The 15,645-nt window shown below is 69.5% G+C and carries 13 protein-coding genes and 2 pseudogenes; 1 reads left to right on the top strand and 14 read right to left on the bottom strand.

The window, feature by feature from the left end; translation table 11 throughout:
* Positions 1 to 70: 70 nt before the first annotated feature.
* From FBY22_RS10540 to FBY22_RS10525, 4 genes and pseudogenes are all read right to left on the bottom strand, one after another.
* On the bottom strand, positions 71 to 574 hold the full coding sequence (locus tag FBY22_RS10540; protein WP_142144398.1) for a hypothetical protein: 504 nt from the start codon (positions 572 to 574) through the stop codon (positions 71 to 73).
* Between the two features lie 297 nt (positions 575 to 871).
* Entirely contained in the window at positions 872 to 1,693 is an 822-nt protein-coding gene (locus FBY22_RS10535; RefSeq protein WP_260844780.1) for a serine/threonine-protein kinase, read from the bottom strand.
* Positions 1,694 to 2,324: 631 nt separating this feature from the next.
* A pseudogene (locus FBY22_RS10530) lies at positions 2,325 to 3,355 on the bottom strand (IS110 family transposase).
* Positions 3,356 to 3,692: 337 nt separating this feature from the next.
* Positions 3,693 to 4,859, bottom strand: coding sequence for a serine/threonine-protein kinase (locus FBY22_RS10525; protein WP_142144395.1), 1,167 nt, complete (start codon positions 4,857 to 4,859; stop codon positions 3,693 to 3,695).
* 394 nt (positions 4,860 to 5,253) lie between these two features.
* On the opposite strand from FBY22_RS10525, the pseudogene FBY22_RS10520 reads away from it, so the two are divergent.
* Positions 5,254 to 5,862, top strand: a pseudogene (locus FBY22_RS10520) (ISAzo13 family transposase); the annotation flags it as partial.
* Here the strand turns inward: FBY22_RS10520 and FBY22_RS10515 are convergent.
* The 10 genes from FBY22_RS10515 to FBY22_RS45900 all read right to left on the bottom strand — a co-directional run bounded on the left by FBY22_RS10515 (position 5,849) and on the right by FBY22_RS45900 (position 15,619).
* Entirely contained in the window at positions 5,849 to 6,100 is a 252-nt protein-coding gene (locus FBY22_RS10515; RefSeq protein WP_142144393.1) for a hypothetical protein, read from the bottom strand. The pseudogene FBY22_RS10520 and the gene FBY22_RS10515 overlap by 14 nt on opposite strands.
* 244 nt (positions 6,101 to 6,344) lie before the next feature.
* Positions 6,345 to 7,769: an NADH-quinone oxidoreductase subunit N gene (locus FBY22_RS10510; RefSeq protein ID WP_142144391.1), complete on the bottom strand. Its 1,425-nt coding sequence runs from the start codon at positions 7,767 to 7,769 to the stop codon at positions 6,345 to 6,347.
* Positions 7,766 to 9,271, bottom strand: a complete 1,506-nt coding sequence (locus tag FBY22_RS10505; protein WP_142144389.1) for a NuoM family protein — start codon at positions 9,269 to 9,271, stop codon at positions 7,766 to 7,768. Before FBY22_RS10505 ends, FBY22_RS10510 begins: the two co-directional genes overlap by 4 nt.
* Before the next feature lie 5 nt (positions 9,272 to 9,276).
* Positions 9,277 to 11,148, bottom strand: a complete 1,872-nt coding sequence (locus FBY22_RS10500; RefSeq protein ID WP_142144387.1) for an NADH-quinone oxidoreductase subunit L — start codon at positions 11,146 to 11,148, stop codon at positions 9,277 to 9,279.
* A 4-nt stretch (positions 11,149 to 11,152) separates the two neighbouring features.
* Positions 11,153 to 11,458, bottom strand: coding sequence for an NADH-quinone oxidoreductase subunit K (locus FBY22_RS10495; RefSeq protein ID WP_142144385.1), 306 nt, complete (start codon positions 11,456 to 11,458; stop codon positions 11,153 to 11,155).
* A complete protein-coding gene (locus FBY22_RS10490; RefSeq protein WP_142144383.1) occupies positions 11,455 to 12,015 on the bottom strand; it encodes an NADH-quinone oxidoreductase subunit J in 561 nt (186 codons plus the stop codon). The genes FBY22_RS10495 and FBY22_RS10490 overlap by 4 nt, the downstream gene beginning before the upstream one ends.
* A 46-nt stretch (positions 12,016 to 12,061) precedes the next feature.
* Entirely contained in the window at positions 12,062 to 12,991 is a 930-nt protein-coding gene (locus FBY22_RS10485) for an NADH-quinone oxidoreductase subunit H (RefSeq protein ID WP_142144382.1), read from the bottom strand.
* Positions 12,984 to 14,381, bottom strand: a complete 1,398-nt coding sequence (locus tag FBY22_RS10480; RefSeq protein WP_142144380.1) for a hypothetical protein — start codon at positions 14,379 to 14,381, stop codon at positions 12,984 to 12,986. Before FBY22_RS10480 ends, FBY22_RS10485 begins: the two co-directional genes overlap by 8 nt.
* Complete coding sequence (locus FBY22_RS10475; protein WP_142144379.1) at positions 14,372 to 14,722, bottom strand: NADH-quinone oxidoreductase subunit A; 351 nt, start codon at positions 14,720 to 14,722, stop codon at positions 14,372 to 14,374. The genes FBY22_RS10480 and FBY22_RS10475 overlap by 10 nt, the downstream gene beginning before the upstream one ends.
* Before the next feature lie 693 nt (positions 14,723 to 15,415).
* Positions 15,416 to 15,619 carry a hypothetical protein gene (locus tag FBY22_RS45900; RefSeq protein WP_399210859.1) on the bottom strand — a complete coding sequence of 68 codons (204 nt, stop codon included), beginning with the start codon at positions 15,617 to 15,619 and terminating at the stop codon, positions 15,416 to 15,418.
* Between the last annotated feature and the right edge of the window lie 26 nt (positions 15,620 to 15,645).

Here is a 15,645-nt window from a genome sequence, read left to right as displayed (position 1 = left end):
TCGACCACTGCAACCGGAAGCCACCGTCGCTCTTCCCTGACCGTGACCGCTGCCCGGCTAGGCACGCGCGCTACTGGTAGACGGTGGAGATCGGCGTCGAGACGCTGGCTCCGCTGCCGGGGGCGGCGTAGGAGATGGTCCACACGGCGGCTGTCTTGTTCGGGTAGCCGTACAGGTAGCCGCCGTTGTCGCAGCCGTAGTTCAGGCGCTGTCCCGCCAGCGTCGCGGTGCCGCCACCGGCGAACGAGCAGCGGGCGCCGTTGGCCAGGACGAGGATGATCGGTTCGATGTCGGGTCCGCCCGGCATGTGGTCGTTGTTGCCGGGAAAGCCCTCGGGGACCGACAGTTCGACCATGCGGTCGGGGGCTCCGTCCAGGCACAGCGCGCTGGTGTCCGAGGGATCGGAGTCCGGGGAGAAACACGGGTCGAGGATCCGGTCGCCGGCGGTGCAGCGCCAGGCGTCGGTGCGCATCGTGGATTCGGCGGTCCCGAAGCAGGAGCCGCTGGCCCGGTCGGTGATGGTGATGCCGGTTGCCGGGGTGCCGCCTGGGGACCAGGGGCTGAGGGTGACCACCTGGGTCTGCGTCGGCGCGGACGACGCCGCGGCGGTCGGGGTCTGTGACTCGGTAACGGCTGAAGGGGCGAGAGGTGACGTGGTCGCAGCCGGTGTGGCGCCAGCACTGGAGCGGGCCGGGGCCGGCTGCGGGGAGTGGGTGGCGCGCGCTGAGGCGTGGTCCGGGGACAGCGCGAACCAGGTCCCTGTGGCGGCCGTGGCGAACACGGCGGCCGCGACGACGATGAGCCGGGCGCGGCTGTAGGGAGGGCGTATCGCGGAAGCCGGCCAGGCGGGGTCTTCGACGGTCGGGGGGTGTCACTGTGCTGCGATCAGGTTCGGGACCTCGGTGGGCCGGTCGTGGACATCCCCGAGGACCTGGGTCGCCTGCTCGCCGAGCAGCTCGGCGGTCTTCTGCGCCACGGGGGCGGACGACGGCCGGTGGCCCGGGTCTTTGGCGAGGCATGCCGTCACCAGGCTGAGCAGGTCGTCGGGGACGCCGTCGAGGTCCGGCTCGGCGCTGAGGACGCGGAAGGCGACAGCCTCGGCGTTGCCGGTGCCGAAGGGGTGGCGGCCGGTGGCTGCGAAGGCGAGCAGCACACCCCAGGCAAAGACGTCCCCGGGCGGTCCGGCGGTGCCGTCACGGTAGTACTCGGGGCTCAGCCAGCCCGGGGTCCCGGTCAGCATGCCGGTTCGGGTGACCGCGGTGCCGTCGGCGACGTGGGCGATACCGAAGTCCAACACCCGCGGCCCGTCCGGGGCCAGGATCACATTCGCGGGCTTCAGATCGCGGTGGACCACCCCGGCGGCGTGCACGGCCGCGAGCGCCCCGGCCGTCCCCGCGGCGAACAGGTGCAGCTGGATCCCGGCCAGCGACCCGTGCACCGCCGTGTGCTCTCCGAGCGTCAAGCCGGGTACGTAGGTGGTCGCCAGCCACGGGATGTCGGCCTCGGGATCGGCCTCCAGCAGCGGCATCAGACACGGACCCGACACCCGCCGCAGCACCTGCACCTCGCGCCGGAATCGGGCCCGGAACTGCTCATCCGCGGCCTGCCCGGCGTGCACGGCCTTCACCGCTACCCGCTCGCCCCGCTCCCCGACCGCGGCGTACACGGTGCCCATCCCGCCCGCGCCCAGCACCCCGACCACCCGGAAGCGCCCGATCCGAGCCGGGTCCGAAGCACGACGAGCAGCAATCCGCGACACGAACAAGACCCCCGCCGAGAGCAATTGTGGACGAGAGGTGAACCCTAGCGGGGATCGCCGACGCCACACGCCAACCGGCATCAGATGAGATCCACCCGTGCCATGCCCGCCCAGCCGGTCCCCGAGCCCTCCGCGACCAGCCTCCATTGACAAGCACGGAATCGGCTCAGACGGCCACCTCTACGGGGAGACCGGCCTATCCGACGCCGTCCAGTGGGAAGCGGATAGCCGGTACTGGAGCGTATCCCCGGCCCGAAGGCCGACCCTGCGCCTGCTCATCGTGGTTGCCGGCCGAGTGGTCTGCCGAATCTGGGCAGTCGACGCCGACGCCGACTGGATTGAAGAGCCAGGCGGAACCGGAAAGGTCGCATTGCCCCTTGCTGACAATCCGCTCGACCCCGACGAGGTTCAGACTCTCTCCGCACCTCGGCCATGGTTGAACGGGACTTGTGGAGCGCCCGGTGCGGTGAGAGCCGCACGCCGGGTGCGGGAAGCGGCTCCGGGGAAACGGCTCGATCGAAAGACGAGACCGCGCCCCGGGCCGACTTCACCACCGGATGTTCTGTCACATCACCGCGAATTGGCGGGGCGGCCGCTGACCAGCTATGTGGGCGGCGCTGGCGCCGGCGATGAACAGGGCGGTCTTGAGCCAAGTATCGCCGTGGCGGGTGCGTCCGGACAGCCGTTTGCCAGCTGATTCCTTGTTGCCCGGACACACTCCGGCCCAGGAGGCGAGATGACCGGCGGTGGCGAAACGGCTCATGTCGACACCGATCTCGGCGATCAGGATTTGGGCCAGGGTCAGGCTGATCCCGGGAATGGTGATCAGCAGGTCGACCTGCTGCCGTAGGGGCCCCAGCTCGCGGTTGATCTCCTCGCTCAGGCAGGAGATCCGGTTATCGGCCTCGTCGATGGCCCGCAGCATCGAAGCGATCATGAACGCGTGGTGCTCGTTGAAGCCACCGGTCAATGCGCGGGTCAGCAAGGAGACCTTGCCCTGCAGACTGCCCAGAGCGAGGGACGCCAGCACCTGCGGGTCCCGTTCGCCAGCCACCAAGGCATCCAGCATGGCCCGCGCCGAGCGGCCGGTGATGTCGGTGACGACCGAGGACAGCTTGATCCCCGTGTCCTCCAGGAACATCGCGAGACGGTTCACGTCGCGGGCCCGGTCCCGGACAGTCTCGGTGCGATACCGGGTCAGGTCCCGCAGCTGACGGATATCACGCGGGGGAACGAAAGAAGGGCGGACCAGGCCGTGTTCGACCAGCTTGCAGATCCACTGGCAGTCCTTCACGTCGCTCTTGCGGCCGGGTACGGTCTGATGTGCTGGGCGTTGAGCAGCCGCGGCTCGATCCCCTCAGTGGCCTCAAGCAGGTAGAACAGCGGCTTCCAGTACGACGCCGTCGCCTCCATACCGATCCGGGCGATCCTGTTCTCCACCAGCCAGTCCCGCAACTCCAGCAGGCCGTCGTTCATCGTGGAGAACGTACGGACCTCATAACGGGCGCGCTTGCCGGTGCCCGGGACCCGGATGCACACCTTGACATCCGTCTTGCCCAAGTCGGCGCCCCCGCACCATTCCTCGACCACATCCATGTTCCGCCCCGCCCTTCCTGGCGTGCACCGGTAACGGTGGCCACCCATCAGGGACCACAGGATTCAAAGAAGCTCTCTTGCGTGCTCGCGGCAACACCACTGGACTCCTGCGCTCGGCCCCCGCGTCCGACTACCAAACGGGCTCAATGTTCGCACCAAGCTCTATCGACGTCCTCCGGACGGGCACCAGCCCCGATTTTTCCCGGCCACGGGGCGGGACCGACAGGGCACGGGATGACTACCAAGAGGTCCTGTTCTCATACCCGGCATCAGCCGCAATCACCCGATCGAGACTCCCGCTCGACGGACACCGCTCAAGATCGAAAAGGGAACAACTTCACCTGCGCGGCGGCAAGAACTCTTCGCGTACCAGATTCAGCTGGTCAATCCAGTCATCCAGCTCGTTTTCGTTGCGGGTGGTGACCCGGCAGACCTGCGAGGTGCCGTTAGCGAGGTGGACGGTCACCGTCAGGCCAAGACTCCGGCCAGTCTCCGCGTGGGTGACAGCCAGGACCGAATACCAGGGGAAGTCCATGGTACGGCCGTTGACGCCTAGAGAGATGCCTTCTGCGTCGGCGATGACGGCGTTCTTATGGTCCATGGCTAGGAACTCCGGTCTATCCCCGGCTACGGCCGCAGTAGGCGGGTTCGGCGACGCAGGCGGGCAGGACAGCGGCAAGGGCACAGCGGGCGCGAACAGGGTGGGTTCATAGACCGCAGGCCGCTGCTGTTCCAGGGACGCAAGCCTGTCCAGCAACTGACTGGGAGTCGGGCGTTGCTGCGGCGGCTTGGCCATGCAGTCCGCCACGATGTCGCGCAGTGCGGATGGCAGCGCGGACAGATTGGGGGCGTGATGGACGGAGCGGTACATCAGCGTCGCTGCGGGGCCCTCTCCGAACGCACTGCCGCCGGCAGCCGCAATCAGGACGGCTCCCAGAGCGAAGACATCTGCGGCCGGAGATACTGGAAGCCCATCGGCCTGCTCCGGCGCAAGGAAGCCCGGCGTGCCCACAGCGAAGCCTGTCGTGGTCAGCCGAGCGCCTTCGACAGCTCGGGCAATGCCGAAGTCCACTACCCGAGGGCCGTCGCTGGACATGATGATGTTGCCCGGCTTCAGGTCACGGTGGACCAGCCCGCAGTCATGAATGGCCTGCAGCGCCTCAGCCAAGGCAAGTCCCAACTTCCGCAATGCCTCTTCGCCCATCGGCTCCTGTTCGACAAGGAGCTGAGCCAGAGTCGGGCCAGGAACGTAGGCTGTGGCCAGCCAGGGTGTCGGCGCATCCGCGTCCGAATCGACGACTGGTGCCGTGTGGAAGCCTCCCACTGCACGGGCCGCGTTGATCTCCGCCCGAAACCGATCCCCGAAACCGGGATCTCGTGCGAGCTCGGGCTTGGCAACCTTCACCGCCACCGGACGTCCACCCCGTGAACGAGCGAGATACACCGTCCCCATACCGCCCTCGCCGAGCACTCCCTCGATCACGTAGGAGCCGATCCGCTGCACGAACACCCCTCCCTCACAGCACCATCCCGCGCGCCACCCTAACCTCGACGCTCACGAGATGGGCTGTTCGTCAGATGGCCAAGCACAGTTGAGGCACAAGGAGCCGACCGGCAGGGCCATCCGGAGAAGGGACGGGTCTGTACGATGACGGCCCTGTCTCATCCGGTGTGACCGCGCGTCACGTTCGTCCAGTCCATGAATGCGCAGCTCGCGAGCGGGCACCCTCGATGCATCCGGGGGCGAGGATCCAGCCTGACACCCCCATATACCCCTCCGACCGCGCCCCTTACCATCAGTAACCACTGACGCGATCCGTCACCACCGAATGTGATCGGTGTTACGGCGTGCGGATCTTTAACTCGTGGCTTTCTGCTTGGTTGTTCGTTGGTCTGGCATGAGCTGGTTGGATGGGCAACAGGCCGCGCTGGCAGTCCAGTTCGAGGCGATTCCGCCGCACCTCGACCAGCGGCAGCGCCGCCTGCTGATAGGCGGAGGCCCAGTCCCTCGGCCACGGCGGGATCAGAGCGGTCGCCCGTGCCGCCGGGGTTCGCGAGGCCACTGTGTCTGCCGGAGTGCGGGAACTCGACTCCGCAGCAGCCCCGTTGCGACGCGTCCGCCGGCCCGGCGCCGGCCGCAAACGCGTCGTCGACCGGAACCCGGCTGTTCGGGAGGCACTCCTCACACTGGTCGAGCCCGACGTCCGCGGAGATCCCATGTCACCGCTGCGCTGGACCCCCTACGCAGAGTGGTGCCCTACGGCATCTACGACGTCGCCGCGAACACCGGCTGGGTCAACGTGGGCACCGACCACGACACCGCCGCATTCGCCGTCGAGTCGATCCGCCGCTGGTGGAACGGCACCGGGCGGGCCACCTACCCGACAGCGGGCCAGCTGCTGATCACCGCCGATGCCAGCGGCTCCAACAGGTATCGCACCCGCACCTGGAAGACCGAACTCGCCCGGTTCGCAGCCGAGACCGGCCTGGCCATCACCGTCTGCCACGACGGGCAAGACGCCGCAGAGCCGTCCTGACGGCGCAGGCCGGGTCCGCCAGATTGCCGGCGGGGCGGGAGCGGGCCAGGTGGTCAAGCAGCTCCACCGTGGGCAAGCCCCGGAACTGCTCGCGCACTTCGGCAGGGGCCGTGACGATCAAAGTGCGGATCTGCAGCAGCCCGCCCTCCGCGGCCGACTCGACGACCGGCTCCTCCGCAGCCTCATGCTCGGTGATGGTCTCGCTCATCAGGCGTCTCCTTGATCATCGGATCCGCCGTCTATTGGGCACTCCCCGTGAGACAGGCCGTAGGCCATCCGATGGATGGGCGCTGACGATCGACCGGAGCTTGAAGGAGCCTTCGGCGCGAGGTGGTTCGCTGTCGGGCTCTCAGGATCGGCGGTCACATGATCTTCGGGGGCGCCCGTGGGTTGGGCTGAGTCTCTTGGTGGGAGGGTGAGGGAACCTGCGCGCGCATCGTCCGGGGCCGGCGTCAGGGCAGCAGCGGTCCCGTGGTGATGGGCAGGACGACTCCGCCTGCGATGCCGAGTGCGAGGGAGGCGGTGCCGGCGGCGTAGGCGGTGATCGCGGACCAGCGCCCCAGGACGACGTGAGTGGTGGCGGGTTGGTCTGCGGGGGCGGGCTGGAAGACGGGGGCGAGCCAGCGCAGGTAGTAGAAGAGGGAGGCGACGGTGTTGGCGACGGCGAGGGCGGCGAGCCAGGTGTAGCCGCCGTCGATGGTGGCGCTGAAAATCTCGAGCTTGCCGAGGAAGACGCCGGTCGGTGGGGTCCCGACCAGGCCGAGCAGACAGACGACGAGGACAGCGGCGAGGCCGGGGCGGCGGCGGGCGAGGCCGCGGTAGTCGTCCAGCGTTCGGGCGTGGGGGAGTTCGGTGACGACTGCGAAGGCGCCGAGGTTGGTCAGGGCGTAGGCGGCGAGGTAGAACAGCAGGCCCCTTTGGGCGAGGTCGGTGCGGGTGGCGACGGCGAGGGGCATGAGGAGGTAGCCGACCTGGCTGATGGTGGAGTAGGCCAGCAGACGTTTGACCGAGGTCTGGAAGAACGCCGCGAGATTGCCTAGGGTCATGGAGGCGGCGGCGAGGACGGCCAGCAGCAGCGGCCAGGTTACGTCGGTGTCGGGAAGGGCCTGGTGCAGCAGCCGGAACCCGGCGATGAGCGCGCCGATCTTGGGCAGGGTCGTGACGTACGCGGCCACCGGAGGTGTGCTGCCGTCGGTGACGTCGGGCACCCAGAAGTGCGCCGGTACCCCGCCGGCCTTGAACAGCAGCCCGGCCAGCACGGCTACCAGGCCGACAGCGACCAGTCCGTAGGGAGCGGTGGGCAGGGCGGTGCGTAGGTCCGGGTAGAGGGTGGTGCGGCCGGCGCCGTACAGGAGCGCGATTCCGGCCAGCATGGTGATGCCGAGGAGGGCGCCCATCAGGTAGTACTTCAAAGCGGATTCGGTGCCGGGTGCGTCCTTGGCGAATCCGGCCAGGGTGTAGGCGGGGATGCTGGCGAGCAGGTAGCCGGCGAAGAGCATCAGCAGATCGTTCGCGCCGATCATGGCGAGCGTTCCGGTGCTGGTGAGGAGCAGCAGTACGTAGTACTCGGCCTCGCGCTTGTGGCCGTGTACGGTCTCCACGGACATGGCGATGACCAGCAGGAGCGCGCCGAGCACGGTCAGGCGGCCGAGGTCGGTGGCGGTGTCGACGGCGAAGGCGCGGGAGAACACGGTCTGTTCCCCGTCGGTGGCCATGGTGTGGGCGGTGGCGGCCAGTCCGACGATGCCCGCGAGGGCGGCCAGAGCCGCGACAGCCCACTGTCGGCGGCGCGGTAGCCAGCCGGCGGCGAGCAGTCCGATGACCGCGGCGGCGGTCAGGGAGGTCTCGGGCAGAAGGGCGGCGACGTTCTCGTTCATCGGGCGACCAGTCCCACCAAGGCCCGGCTGGCCGGCTCGATGACATCGAGGAGGAAGCGCGGTACGACTCCGATGACCAGGGCAATCACCAGCAGCGGGCCGATGGAGAGGGCCTCTTCGGCGGCCAGGTCGCCGAAGCCGCGGGTGCTGATGCTCCCGGGCAGGCGGGTCGGGCCGAGGAACATGCTCCGCAGGGCGCGCAAGAACACGGCAGCGGTGATGAGGATGCCGGTCAGCGCGAGGGCAGTCGCGGTGGCCTGAGAGGCGAGGCTGCCGGCGAAGATCTGGAATTCGGCGATGAAGCCGGAGAATCCGGGGATGCCGAGGCTGGCGAAGGCGGCGATGGCGGTGAGCGCGGCGAACCTGGGCGAAGGGGTGGCGAGTCCGGAGTAGGCGTCGATGGAATAGGTCCCGGCCCGGTCATGCAGAACGCCGGTGAGAAGGAAGAGGGCACCGGTGATCAGGCCGTGGCTGACCATCTGAGTGACGGCTCCCGTGACGGCCAGGGAACGGGCCTGGGCGTCGGTGCCCGCAAGTACTCCGGCGGCGCCGATGGCGAGGATGACGTAGCCCATGTGGTTGACCGACGTGTAGGCGATCATGCGTTTGAAGTCCGTCTGGGCCAGGGCGACCAGCGCCCCGTAGATGACGGAGACGGCGCCGACGACGATGAACACCAAGGCGTATTGGCGCCAGCTGCCGGGCAGCAGGGGCATGGCGATGCGGACGAAGCCGTACGTGCCCATCTTCAGCAGAACTCCGGCCAGGATCGCCGAGCCGGCCGCCGGGGCATCGGTGTGGGCGGGTGGCAGCCAGGTGTGAAAGGGCACGGTCGGCGTCTTGACGGCCAGGCCGACTCCGATGGCCAGCAGCACGAGTGCCGCGTAGGTGCCCTGGCCGGCCAGTGGGTTGCTGCGGGTGAGGTCGATGATGTCGAAGGTGTGCGGGGTGACGGCCAGATACAGGCCGATGAAGCCGAGCAGCAGGGCAAGGGAGCCGACGAAGGTGTACAGGAAGAACTTCAGCGCCGCCGCCCGAGCCCGTTCGCCGGGGCCCCAGCCGGCGATGACGAAGAACATGCCGACGATGGACAGGTCGAAGAACAGGAAGAAGAGAATCAGGTCCAAAGCGATGAACAGGCCGAGGCAGACGGTCTGCAGAAACAGGAACAGGGACACGTACGCGCGGACCCGTCGGGTCTCGCGCAGCGAGTAGACGGCGACGGCGAGGAACAGCACGCAGGTCAGCGCCACCAGGGGCAGAGACAGGCCGTCGACGCCGACGTGGTAGCCCACCCCGGCGCCGGGGATCCAGCGGGCACGCTGCTCGTACTGCACGCCGCCGCCGACATCGAAGCCGACCCAGAGCGCGATGACCAGGGCAAGATCGGCGGTGGCGGTGGCGATCCACGCCCAGACGCAGGCCCGGTCCGGGACGGTGTGGGGGGTCAGCAACAAGGCGGCGCACGCCAGCATCGGTAGGAAAGCGACGACGGTCAGCACAAGGATTACCTCACCAACAGCACGATCAGGGTCAGTACGGCGAAGCCGACCGCTACTTGGGCGTAGTACTGGTGCAGCAGTCCGGTCTGGGGCAGGCGCGCCCACCGGCCGAGGCTGCGGGCGCCCGCGGCGACGGAGCGCACCAGTGCGTCCACACCGCCGTCGTCGACCCGCCCGGCGAGCCGGGCCGCCGTGAGGCCGCCGCGTGCCACCTGCCGCACAGTGCCGTCCACGACGCCGTCGTCGAAGGCGGCCAGCGCGCGAGCCAGGGCGAACACGGGACGGACGACGACGGCGTGCGCCGCCCGTTCCAGACACAGCCACCCCGCCGCCCATCGGCCCACCGCACCGGTGGCGGGACCGGTGCGCGGCTGCCACCACCAGGCCAGTCCCGTGGCGGCCAACGCCACGCCGGCGGACAAACCCAGCTCCCACGGCCGCGGGGACGGTTCACCGGGCACCCCGAGGGCCGAGCGCAGTGCGTCGGCGACAGCGGGCAGAGCCAGCACGCCAAGCACGGCGGCGCCCAGGGCGAGCACCATCAGGGAAGGGGCCATCGCCGGTGGGACCTTGCGGGTGCCGCGCTGCTCGGTGTCGTATCCGGTTGCGGCGTCCGCGGGCTGCGGACGCGTCACGTACCACAGCGCCTTGACGCTGTAGACGGCCGCCACCGCCGCGGCGGCCAGCCCCACGGCGTACAGTGCGGGCTCGCGTGCCAACGCGGCGGCGAGGACCTCGTCCTTGGTGGCCCACAGCGACAGCGGGGGCAGCCCCGCCAGGGCCAGCGCACCGACGGCGAACGCGGCACCGACCAAGGGGTACTTGCGGACGGCACCGCGCAGCGCCGGCAGGTGCTTGGTGCCGAGTGCGGTCAGCCAGGCCCCGGCGGCCAGGAACAGTCCCGCCTTGGTCGCGGCGTGGGCGACGAGTTGCGCGGTTCCGCCGGCGATTCCGCCGCTGCCGGCGGCGAGCACCATGAAGCCGACCTGCGCGCAGGTGGACGCGGCCAGCAACTGCTTGAGATCGGTCTGCGCCACGGCCACGCCCCCCAAGGCCAGCGCGGTGACGGCCCCGGTCCAGGAGACCAGCGGCCCGCCCCAAGCGGTGGCGGTCAGCAGCGGATGGAGGCGCAGCAGCAGGTAGGCCCCGGCGGCGACCATTGTGGCCGAGTGCAGCAGTGCCGACACGGGGCTTGGTCCCTCCATCGCGCGCGACAGCCAGAAGGAGAAGGGCAGTTGGGCCGACTTGCCCAATGCGGCCGCCACAACCCCGCCGGTCACCACGTGCAGCCACGCCCCGCCGGTACCGGACAGTGCGTCCAGCCGCAGCGAGCCGACGCCGCCGGCCAGAGCGGCGCCCGCGGCCAAGTACAGGCCCAGGTCGGCGGTGCGGGTGGTGAGGAATGCCGTGTCAGCAGCGCGCACCCGGTCCGGTTCCTGCCACCAGAAACCGATGAGTGCCCAACTGATGGCGCCCATCACCTCCCACGCCATGAGCAGCAGCGGCAGCGTCGTGGCCGTGACCGTGACGAGCATCGCGCCGGCGAACAGCAGCATGAGCCCGAAGAAGCGGCCACGGTTGGCCGTCTCGTCGAACTGTGCGGCGGAGAAGGCCAGGACGGCGGTCGTGACCGCCGGGACCGTGATCGCCATGACGGCGGACAGGCCGTCCACTGCCAGCCCGGCACGCATCCCGGTGAACAGCGGTGCACTCGCCGCACGTCGTTGCACCGCCGCGCCGATCGCCAGGCCCAGGGTGGCGACGGCTGTCGCGAGACCGGCAGCGGGGACGAGGCGGTTGAACCGGCGGCCGGTCACCCCGAGCAGGGTGCCGGAGCCGAGCGGCACGGCGACCAGCATCACCAGCAGTACGCTCATCGGCTCATCCCTTGAGGTCCTCGGCCATGTCGGTCATGTCGACCTGGCGGGCCCGGTAGATCGCGGTGACGACGGCGAACCCCATGGCCATCTCCACCGCCATGGCGACGACCGCAGCCACCACGACGACCTGCCCGCTCGCCGTGGCGGGGGCGAGGTAGTGCCAGAAGGCAGCGGCGGCGACGATGACGCCGCCGATCATCAGCTCGATCCCCATCATGATCATCACGATGGACTGCTGGGACAGGGCCCCGAACAGGCCGACCGAGAACAGTCCCGCGGCCAGCATCAGCACCAGTTCCAACGTCATCGGCCCACCCCTCCGCCGGCCGGGTCGTCCGCCGGGCGCCGGTCCAGCTCGTCTCCGAACCGGTCGTAGCGCCCGCGATGGGTGGCCAGCACGGTGGCCGCCACCATCGTGGCCAGCAGCGCGACCCCGAGCGTGATCATGGTCAGCATCTGGTCACCCATCAGCGACTCGCCCACCTGGAACGTCGTGTCCGCGGGGCGGTTTCCGTACCGGTGCGACCAAGGCACCAGCCAGATCCCGGACACCATCGCCACGAACACCGCCGTACTGATGACGAACGCGCCGCGCTTGTTGTGCAGCATCGACATCGGCATCAGACCGGCGGGATTCATCATGTACGCGATCATGAACACGGCCATGATCACCATCTCCATGACCATCATCAACACGATGACGACACCGAGATAAGGCAGGCCCAGCACGACCACCACGCCGCCGACGCAGGCGAGGCAGGCCAGCAGCGCGAAGGTGACGCGGGCCATCGAATTGCAGGTGAACACCAGTACGGCCCCGGCCAGGGCAAGGACGGCGAACACCCAGAAGAGCACCGCCTCCATGCCAACCTCCTCGACTCCGCGGTGATGACTGTTGTTTTTTGCAGCTCTAGCGGTTCAGCACGACCAGCGCCGGCGCCAGGGCCTGAAGAATCGTCAACGGAAGCACGACGACCCAGGCCAGCTCCACATACCGGTCGGCGCGGATGACGGGCAGGCGCCGCCTGGCCCACACCAGCACGGCGAGCACCGCCAGCGTCTTCAACATGGACCAGGCCCAGGCGGGCAGTCCGGGACCCTCGCCGCCGCCCAGGAAGAGCGGCACCGCCATCGCGGACCCGGCCGTCAGCCACAGCCAGCGGCCCGTTCGCAACAGCAGCCGGTCCACCCCCACCGCCTCGCCGAGCACACCGCCCGCGATGTCCGTGCCGACGGGATACGCGAACAGGCCCAGGAAACTGAAGGCCAGCACGCCAGCCAGGTAGACGACGAACGCAAGGGGCATCCACACCGCGAACCACAGACCGTGCTGGGCGGCGACGATGTCGCCGACCCGCAGCGACTGCGCCCCGGTCGCGGGCGTGATGAGGGCGAACATCAGCGGCAGCTCATAGGCCAGGCCCTGGGCGATGAACCGGTACCCACCGATCAGGGAGAACGCCGCGTTCGGACCCCAGCCGGCCAGCCACAGCCCCGCCCAGGTCAGCACCTCCATGGCGTTGAACCACACCACGCCCACCGAGAGGTCGGCGAGTGTCCGATGGCCGAGCGGTACCACCAGCACGGACAGCACGGCCGCAGCCGGTACCGTCACCACGCCGATCCGCCACAGCAGCACGTCCGGAGCCGGCATGCGGCGCGACTGGGCCACCAGCAGCCGCGGTACGTCGACCAGGGGACGAAGCGCCGACGCGACCGTGACCGGCCGCCCGGCCTCCGCCGCGGCCAGCAGCGCGTCACCCGCCCTCGCGAGCACCGCCAACAGGACCAGGAGAGCGGGGGCAATGAGGAGCCCCCACCACGGCGCGCTCTCAACCACCGGCCACCTCCAGCGGCCGGGCCACCAACTCGTCAGGATCCGGATCCAGGCTGGCCACGATCAGCCGTGCCGCAGCAAGCTCAGCGCCCTCCAGCAGCCCCGGCAGCACTTCCACCAGCGCAGCCGACGGAGCGCGCGCCCCGTCCGGCAGACCACGCGGACCTTCCTCGCGGCTGGGATCGAGCGGCGTGGCATCCTCCAGCCGGGCAACGCCCTCTGCCACCGCGGCCAGCCACTGCCGATAGCGGGCAGACACGTCCCCGTCTGCCCGTACCGCCGGACCGCCCACCCCCGCGGCGCGTGCGTCCGCCGCGGACAGCTGCCCCAGACCGCGCGTCAGCCAATGCAACGTATGGGAGCGCCCCATCTGTCGGGACAGTTGGCGTACCCGCCGCTCCAGCTCGACGCCGGCTGCCATGTCAAGCAGGTCGTCGCGCAGGCGTCGCGCGGTGGTGGCCATGGCAGACCAGCCCGCAACAGCGAGCAGCCGCCCCAGGCTGTCCAGATGGGAGGCTGCCCGGCGCCGGGCAGCCTCGCCCACGCTGACGTACTCCCCGGCGGCAGCGCGTGCCCATGGCTCCGTCCAGAAGGACGGCCACGAGCCTGGTACCACGCCGCTGAGCTCAAGGCTGTCCGTCTCCACCTCCTGGATGACATCGCCCTGGAGGGTGAGGCGGAGGGTGAGACCGGCGGGCCAGTCGGCGAGAAGCGGACCGAGGGAGACATGCAGCCGGTCCAAGGCCAGACCATCACGGTCGGGGCCGGTGTCGGCCATCGGCAACCCGGCGGGCATCTTCATCTCTCCATGCCCGTGACCGCCGTGGCCTTCCTGGCCACCGTCATCACCGCTGTGATCGCTGTGGTCGTCGTGCTCTTGATGCTCCTGCCCGCCGTGGTCGTGCTCCTGGTGCCCTTGTTCCTCCTGCCCCGTGTGCTCGCCTTGGTGTTCCTCGGATTCCGGCGGCTGGTGACCGTCCCCGTCGGCGTCCTCATCACCGCTGGCCCGCTCCTGATCCCCTTCGAACTGGTCCTCGAGACCGTCGCCGTTGCCGTGCTCGACGGCGTGCGGAGCCGGCGCAGGGCAGGTGGCGAGGCGAGACTGGGCTGCGGTGAGCGCCGACGCGATCTCACCGACGGTCCGAACAGCAGACCAGGACCGGGGCGCGGGCATGTCGTGCCACAACCTTTCGACCGCTGCCCTCAGGCCAGGCCAGTCGAGTCCCGTGACAAGCAGGATGTCAGCTTCAGCAGGAGTCAGCGCGAGCGGCAGATCCCGGCGACGCAGCTCTCGTTCAACCGCTACCCGCAGCTCAGTGGAGCCCGGCATGGGCGCCAGTAGGACACGGGGACGTTCGGCGGCGGCGCGCAGCGCCCAGGCGGTCAGACCCATCGCAGAGCGCCCTCCCGCCAGGCATAGACCACCCCGGCCAGCAGAATCGCCAGGAACGTGAACATCTCGATCACGGCGCTCGGCCCCATCACAGAGATGACCCGCGTCCACGGATACATGAAGACCATCTCCATGTCGAAGGCCAGGAACAGCATCGTCACCGCGTACCAGCGCACGTGGAAGCGGCTCACCGCGTGCTCGGCCGGTTCCAGCCCCGAACCGAACGGCTGAGCCGCGAACGGGTCTCGCGACACCCGCAGGATCCAGCCCACCCCGTACAGTGCAGCAATCGAAAGCAGCACTACGCCGAGCAGGGACAATGCCGCCGTGAATCCGCTCACGGCCTTGGCCCGGAGGTATGGGGGTGTCGCACCAAAGGGTCCCGTCCTACCGCCATCCGCCCATCAGTCCTTTCCATGTCGCGGAGCCCTGGAAGTACCCCCCTGGGGCATCCTCAATCACAGCGGTCCCGCATGGTCGTGTCATTTCGCGAGCGAGTCGAGCCGAGGAGGATAGGGCCGACCTGAAGGCGAGGATGTACAGCGCGACCTTCACGGCGGCCTGATCGCCTTGACCTCTCCGATGTCGCGCATCGGCACGATGGTGAGGAATTGGAAGACGATCGCCAACGCGCGGGCGAAGTCGAAGTCGAACGTACGGTAAGGAGGGCGGCGAGCGCGTCGGAGGCGACGGCTGACCCACGGCCGTCTATTCCCTGCCGGGCTCGTCGGCGGCGGCCGCCCTTCGCGGCATGTCCGGGTCGGTGCCGGCTACGCCGCACGGGTGTAGTTTCCCTGGCGTTAGGCGACCTCCTGGGGCTCGCCGATCCGGCCGGCAAAGCGGTGACGAACTCCTCCCGCTCCGGCTCCCAGGCCCCACTGCGCTCCAGACGCTCGCCGAGCCCGGCGATATCGGGCTCGCCGTGGGCCGTCTACCGGAAGGCGCCGGCCACCCCCGTGGCCGACCTCTTGCCCGGTACCTCCCGACGATGCCCCCCCCGGATTTCGTGCGGCGAGGCAACCACCTCGTACAGGTCACCCACCGATGCGCGCCCCGGCAACCGCCGACATACACGACACCGCCGCCTGCAGCGGACGCACGGGACACGGCACCGGGCGCAGCGACACCCGCTGCGGCACCTCCGCGATCGAGTGCACGCTGGCCAGTTCCGGCTCCCGGCGCGAGCGCATCACCGCCGCCGCGACGCCCGCCGCGGCGACGCCCGCCACCGACACCATCGGGCTGAACCTGCGGCGCTCCTCTC

Origin of the sequence: Streptomyces sp. SLBN-31 (genome assembly GCF_006715395.1) — a bacterium.
In the GTDB taxonomy this organism is placed as follows: Bacteria; Actinomycetota; Actinomycetes; order Streptomycetales; family Streptomycetaceae; genus Streptomyces.
The sequence above is the reverse complement of the archived record's forward strand: the minus strand, read 5'-3'. Positions and strand labels throughout refer to the sequence as shown.

Excerpts from the sequence above, each read along its gene's own strand:
- FBY22_RS10490 (WP_142144383.1), bottom strand. The coding sequence starts at position 12,015 with ATGGAGGCGGTGCTCTTCTGGGTGTTCGCCGTCCTTGCCCTGGCCGGG.
- FBY22_RS10495 (WP_142144385.1), bottom strand. The coding sequence starts at position 11,458 with ATGACGTTGGAACTGGTGCTGATGCTGGCCGCGGGACTGTTCTCGGTC.
- FBY22_RS10500 (WP_142144387.1), bottom strand. The coding sequence starts at position 11,148 with ATGAGCGTACTGCTGGTGATGCTGGTCGCCGTGCCGCTCGGCTCCGGC.
- FBY22_RS10480 (WP_142144380.1), bottom strand. The coding sequence starts at position 14,381 with ATGGGTCTGACCGCCTGGGCGCTGCGCGCCGCCGCCGAACGTCCCCGT.
- FBY22_RS10515 (WP_142144393.1), bottom strand. The coding sequence starts at position 6,100 with ATGAGCGAGACCATCACCGAGCATGAGGCTGCGGAGGAGCCGGTCGTC.
- FBY22_RS10510 (WP_142144391.1), bottom strand. The coding sequence starts at position 7,769 with ATGAACGAGAACGTCGCCGCCCTTCTGCCCGAGACCTCCCTGACCGCC.
- FBY22_RS45900 (WP_399210859.1), bottom strand. The coding sequence starts at position 15,619 with ATGGTGTCGGTGGCGGGCGTCGCCGCGGCGGGCGTCGCGGCGGCGGTG.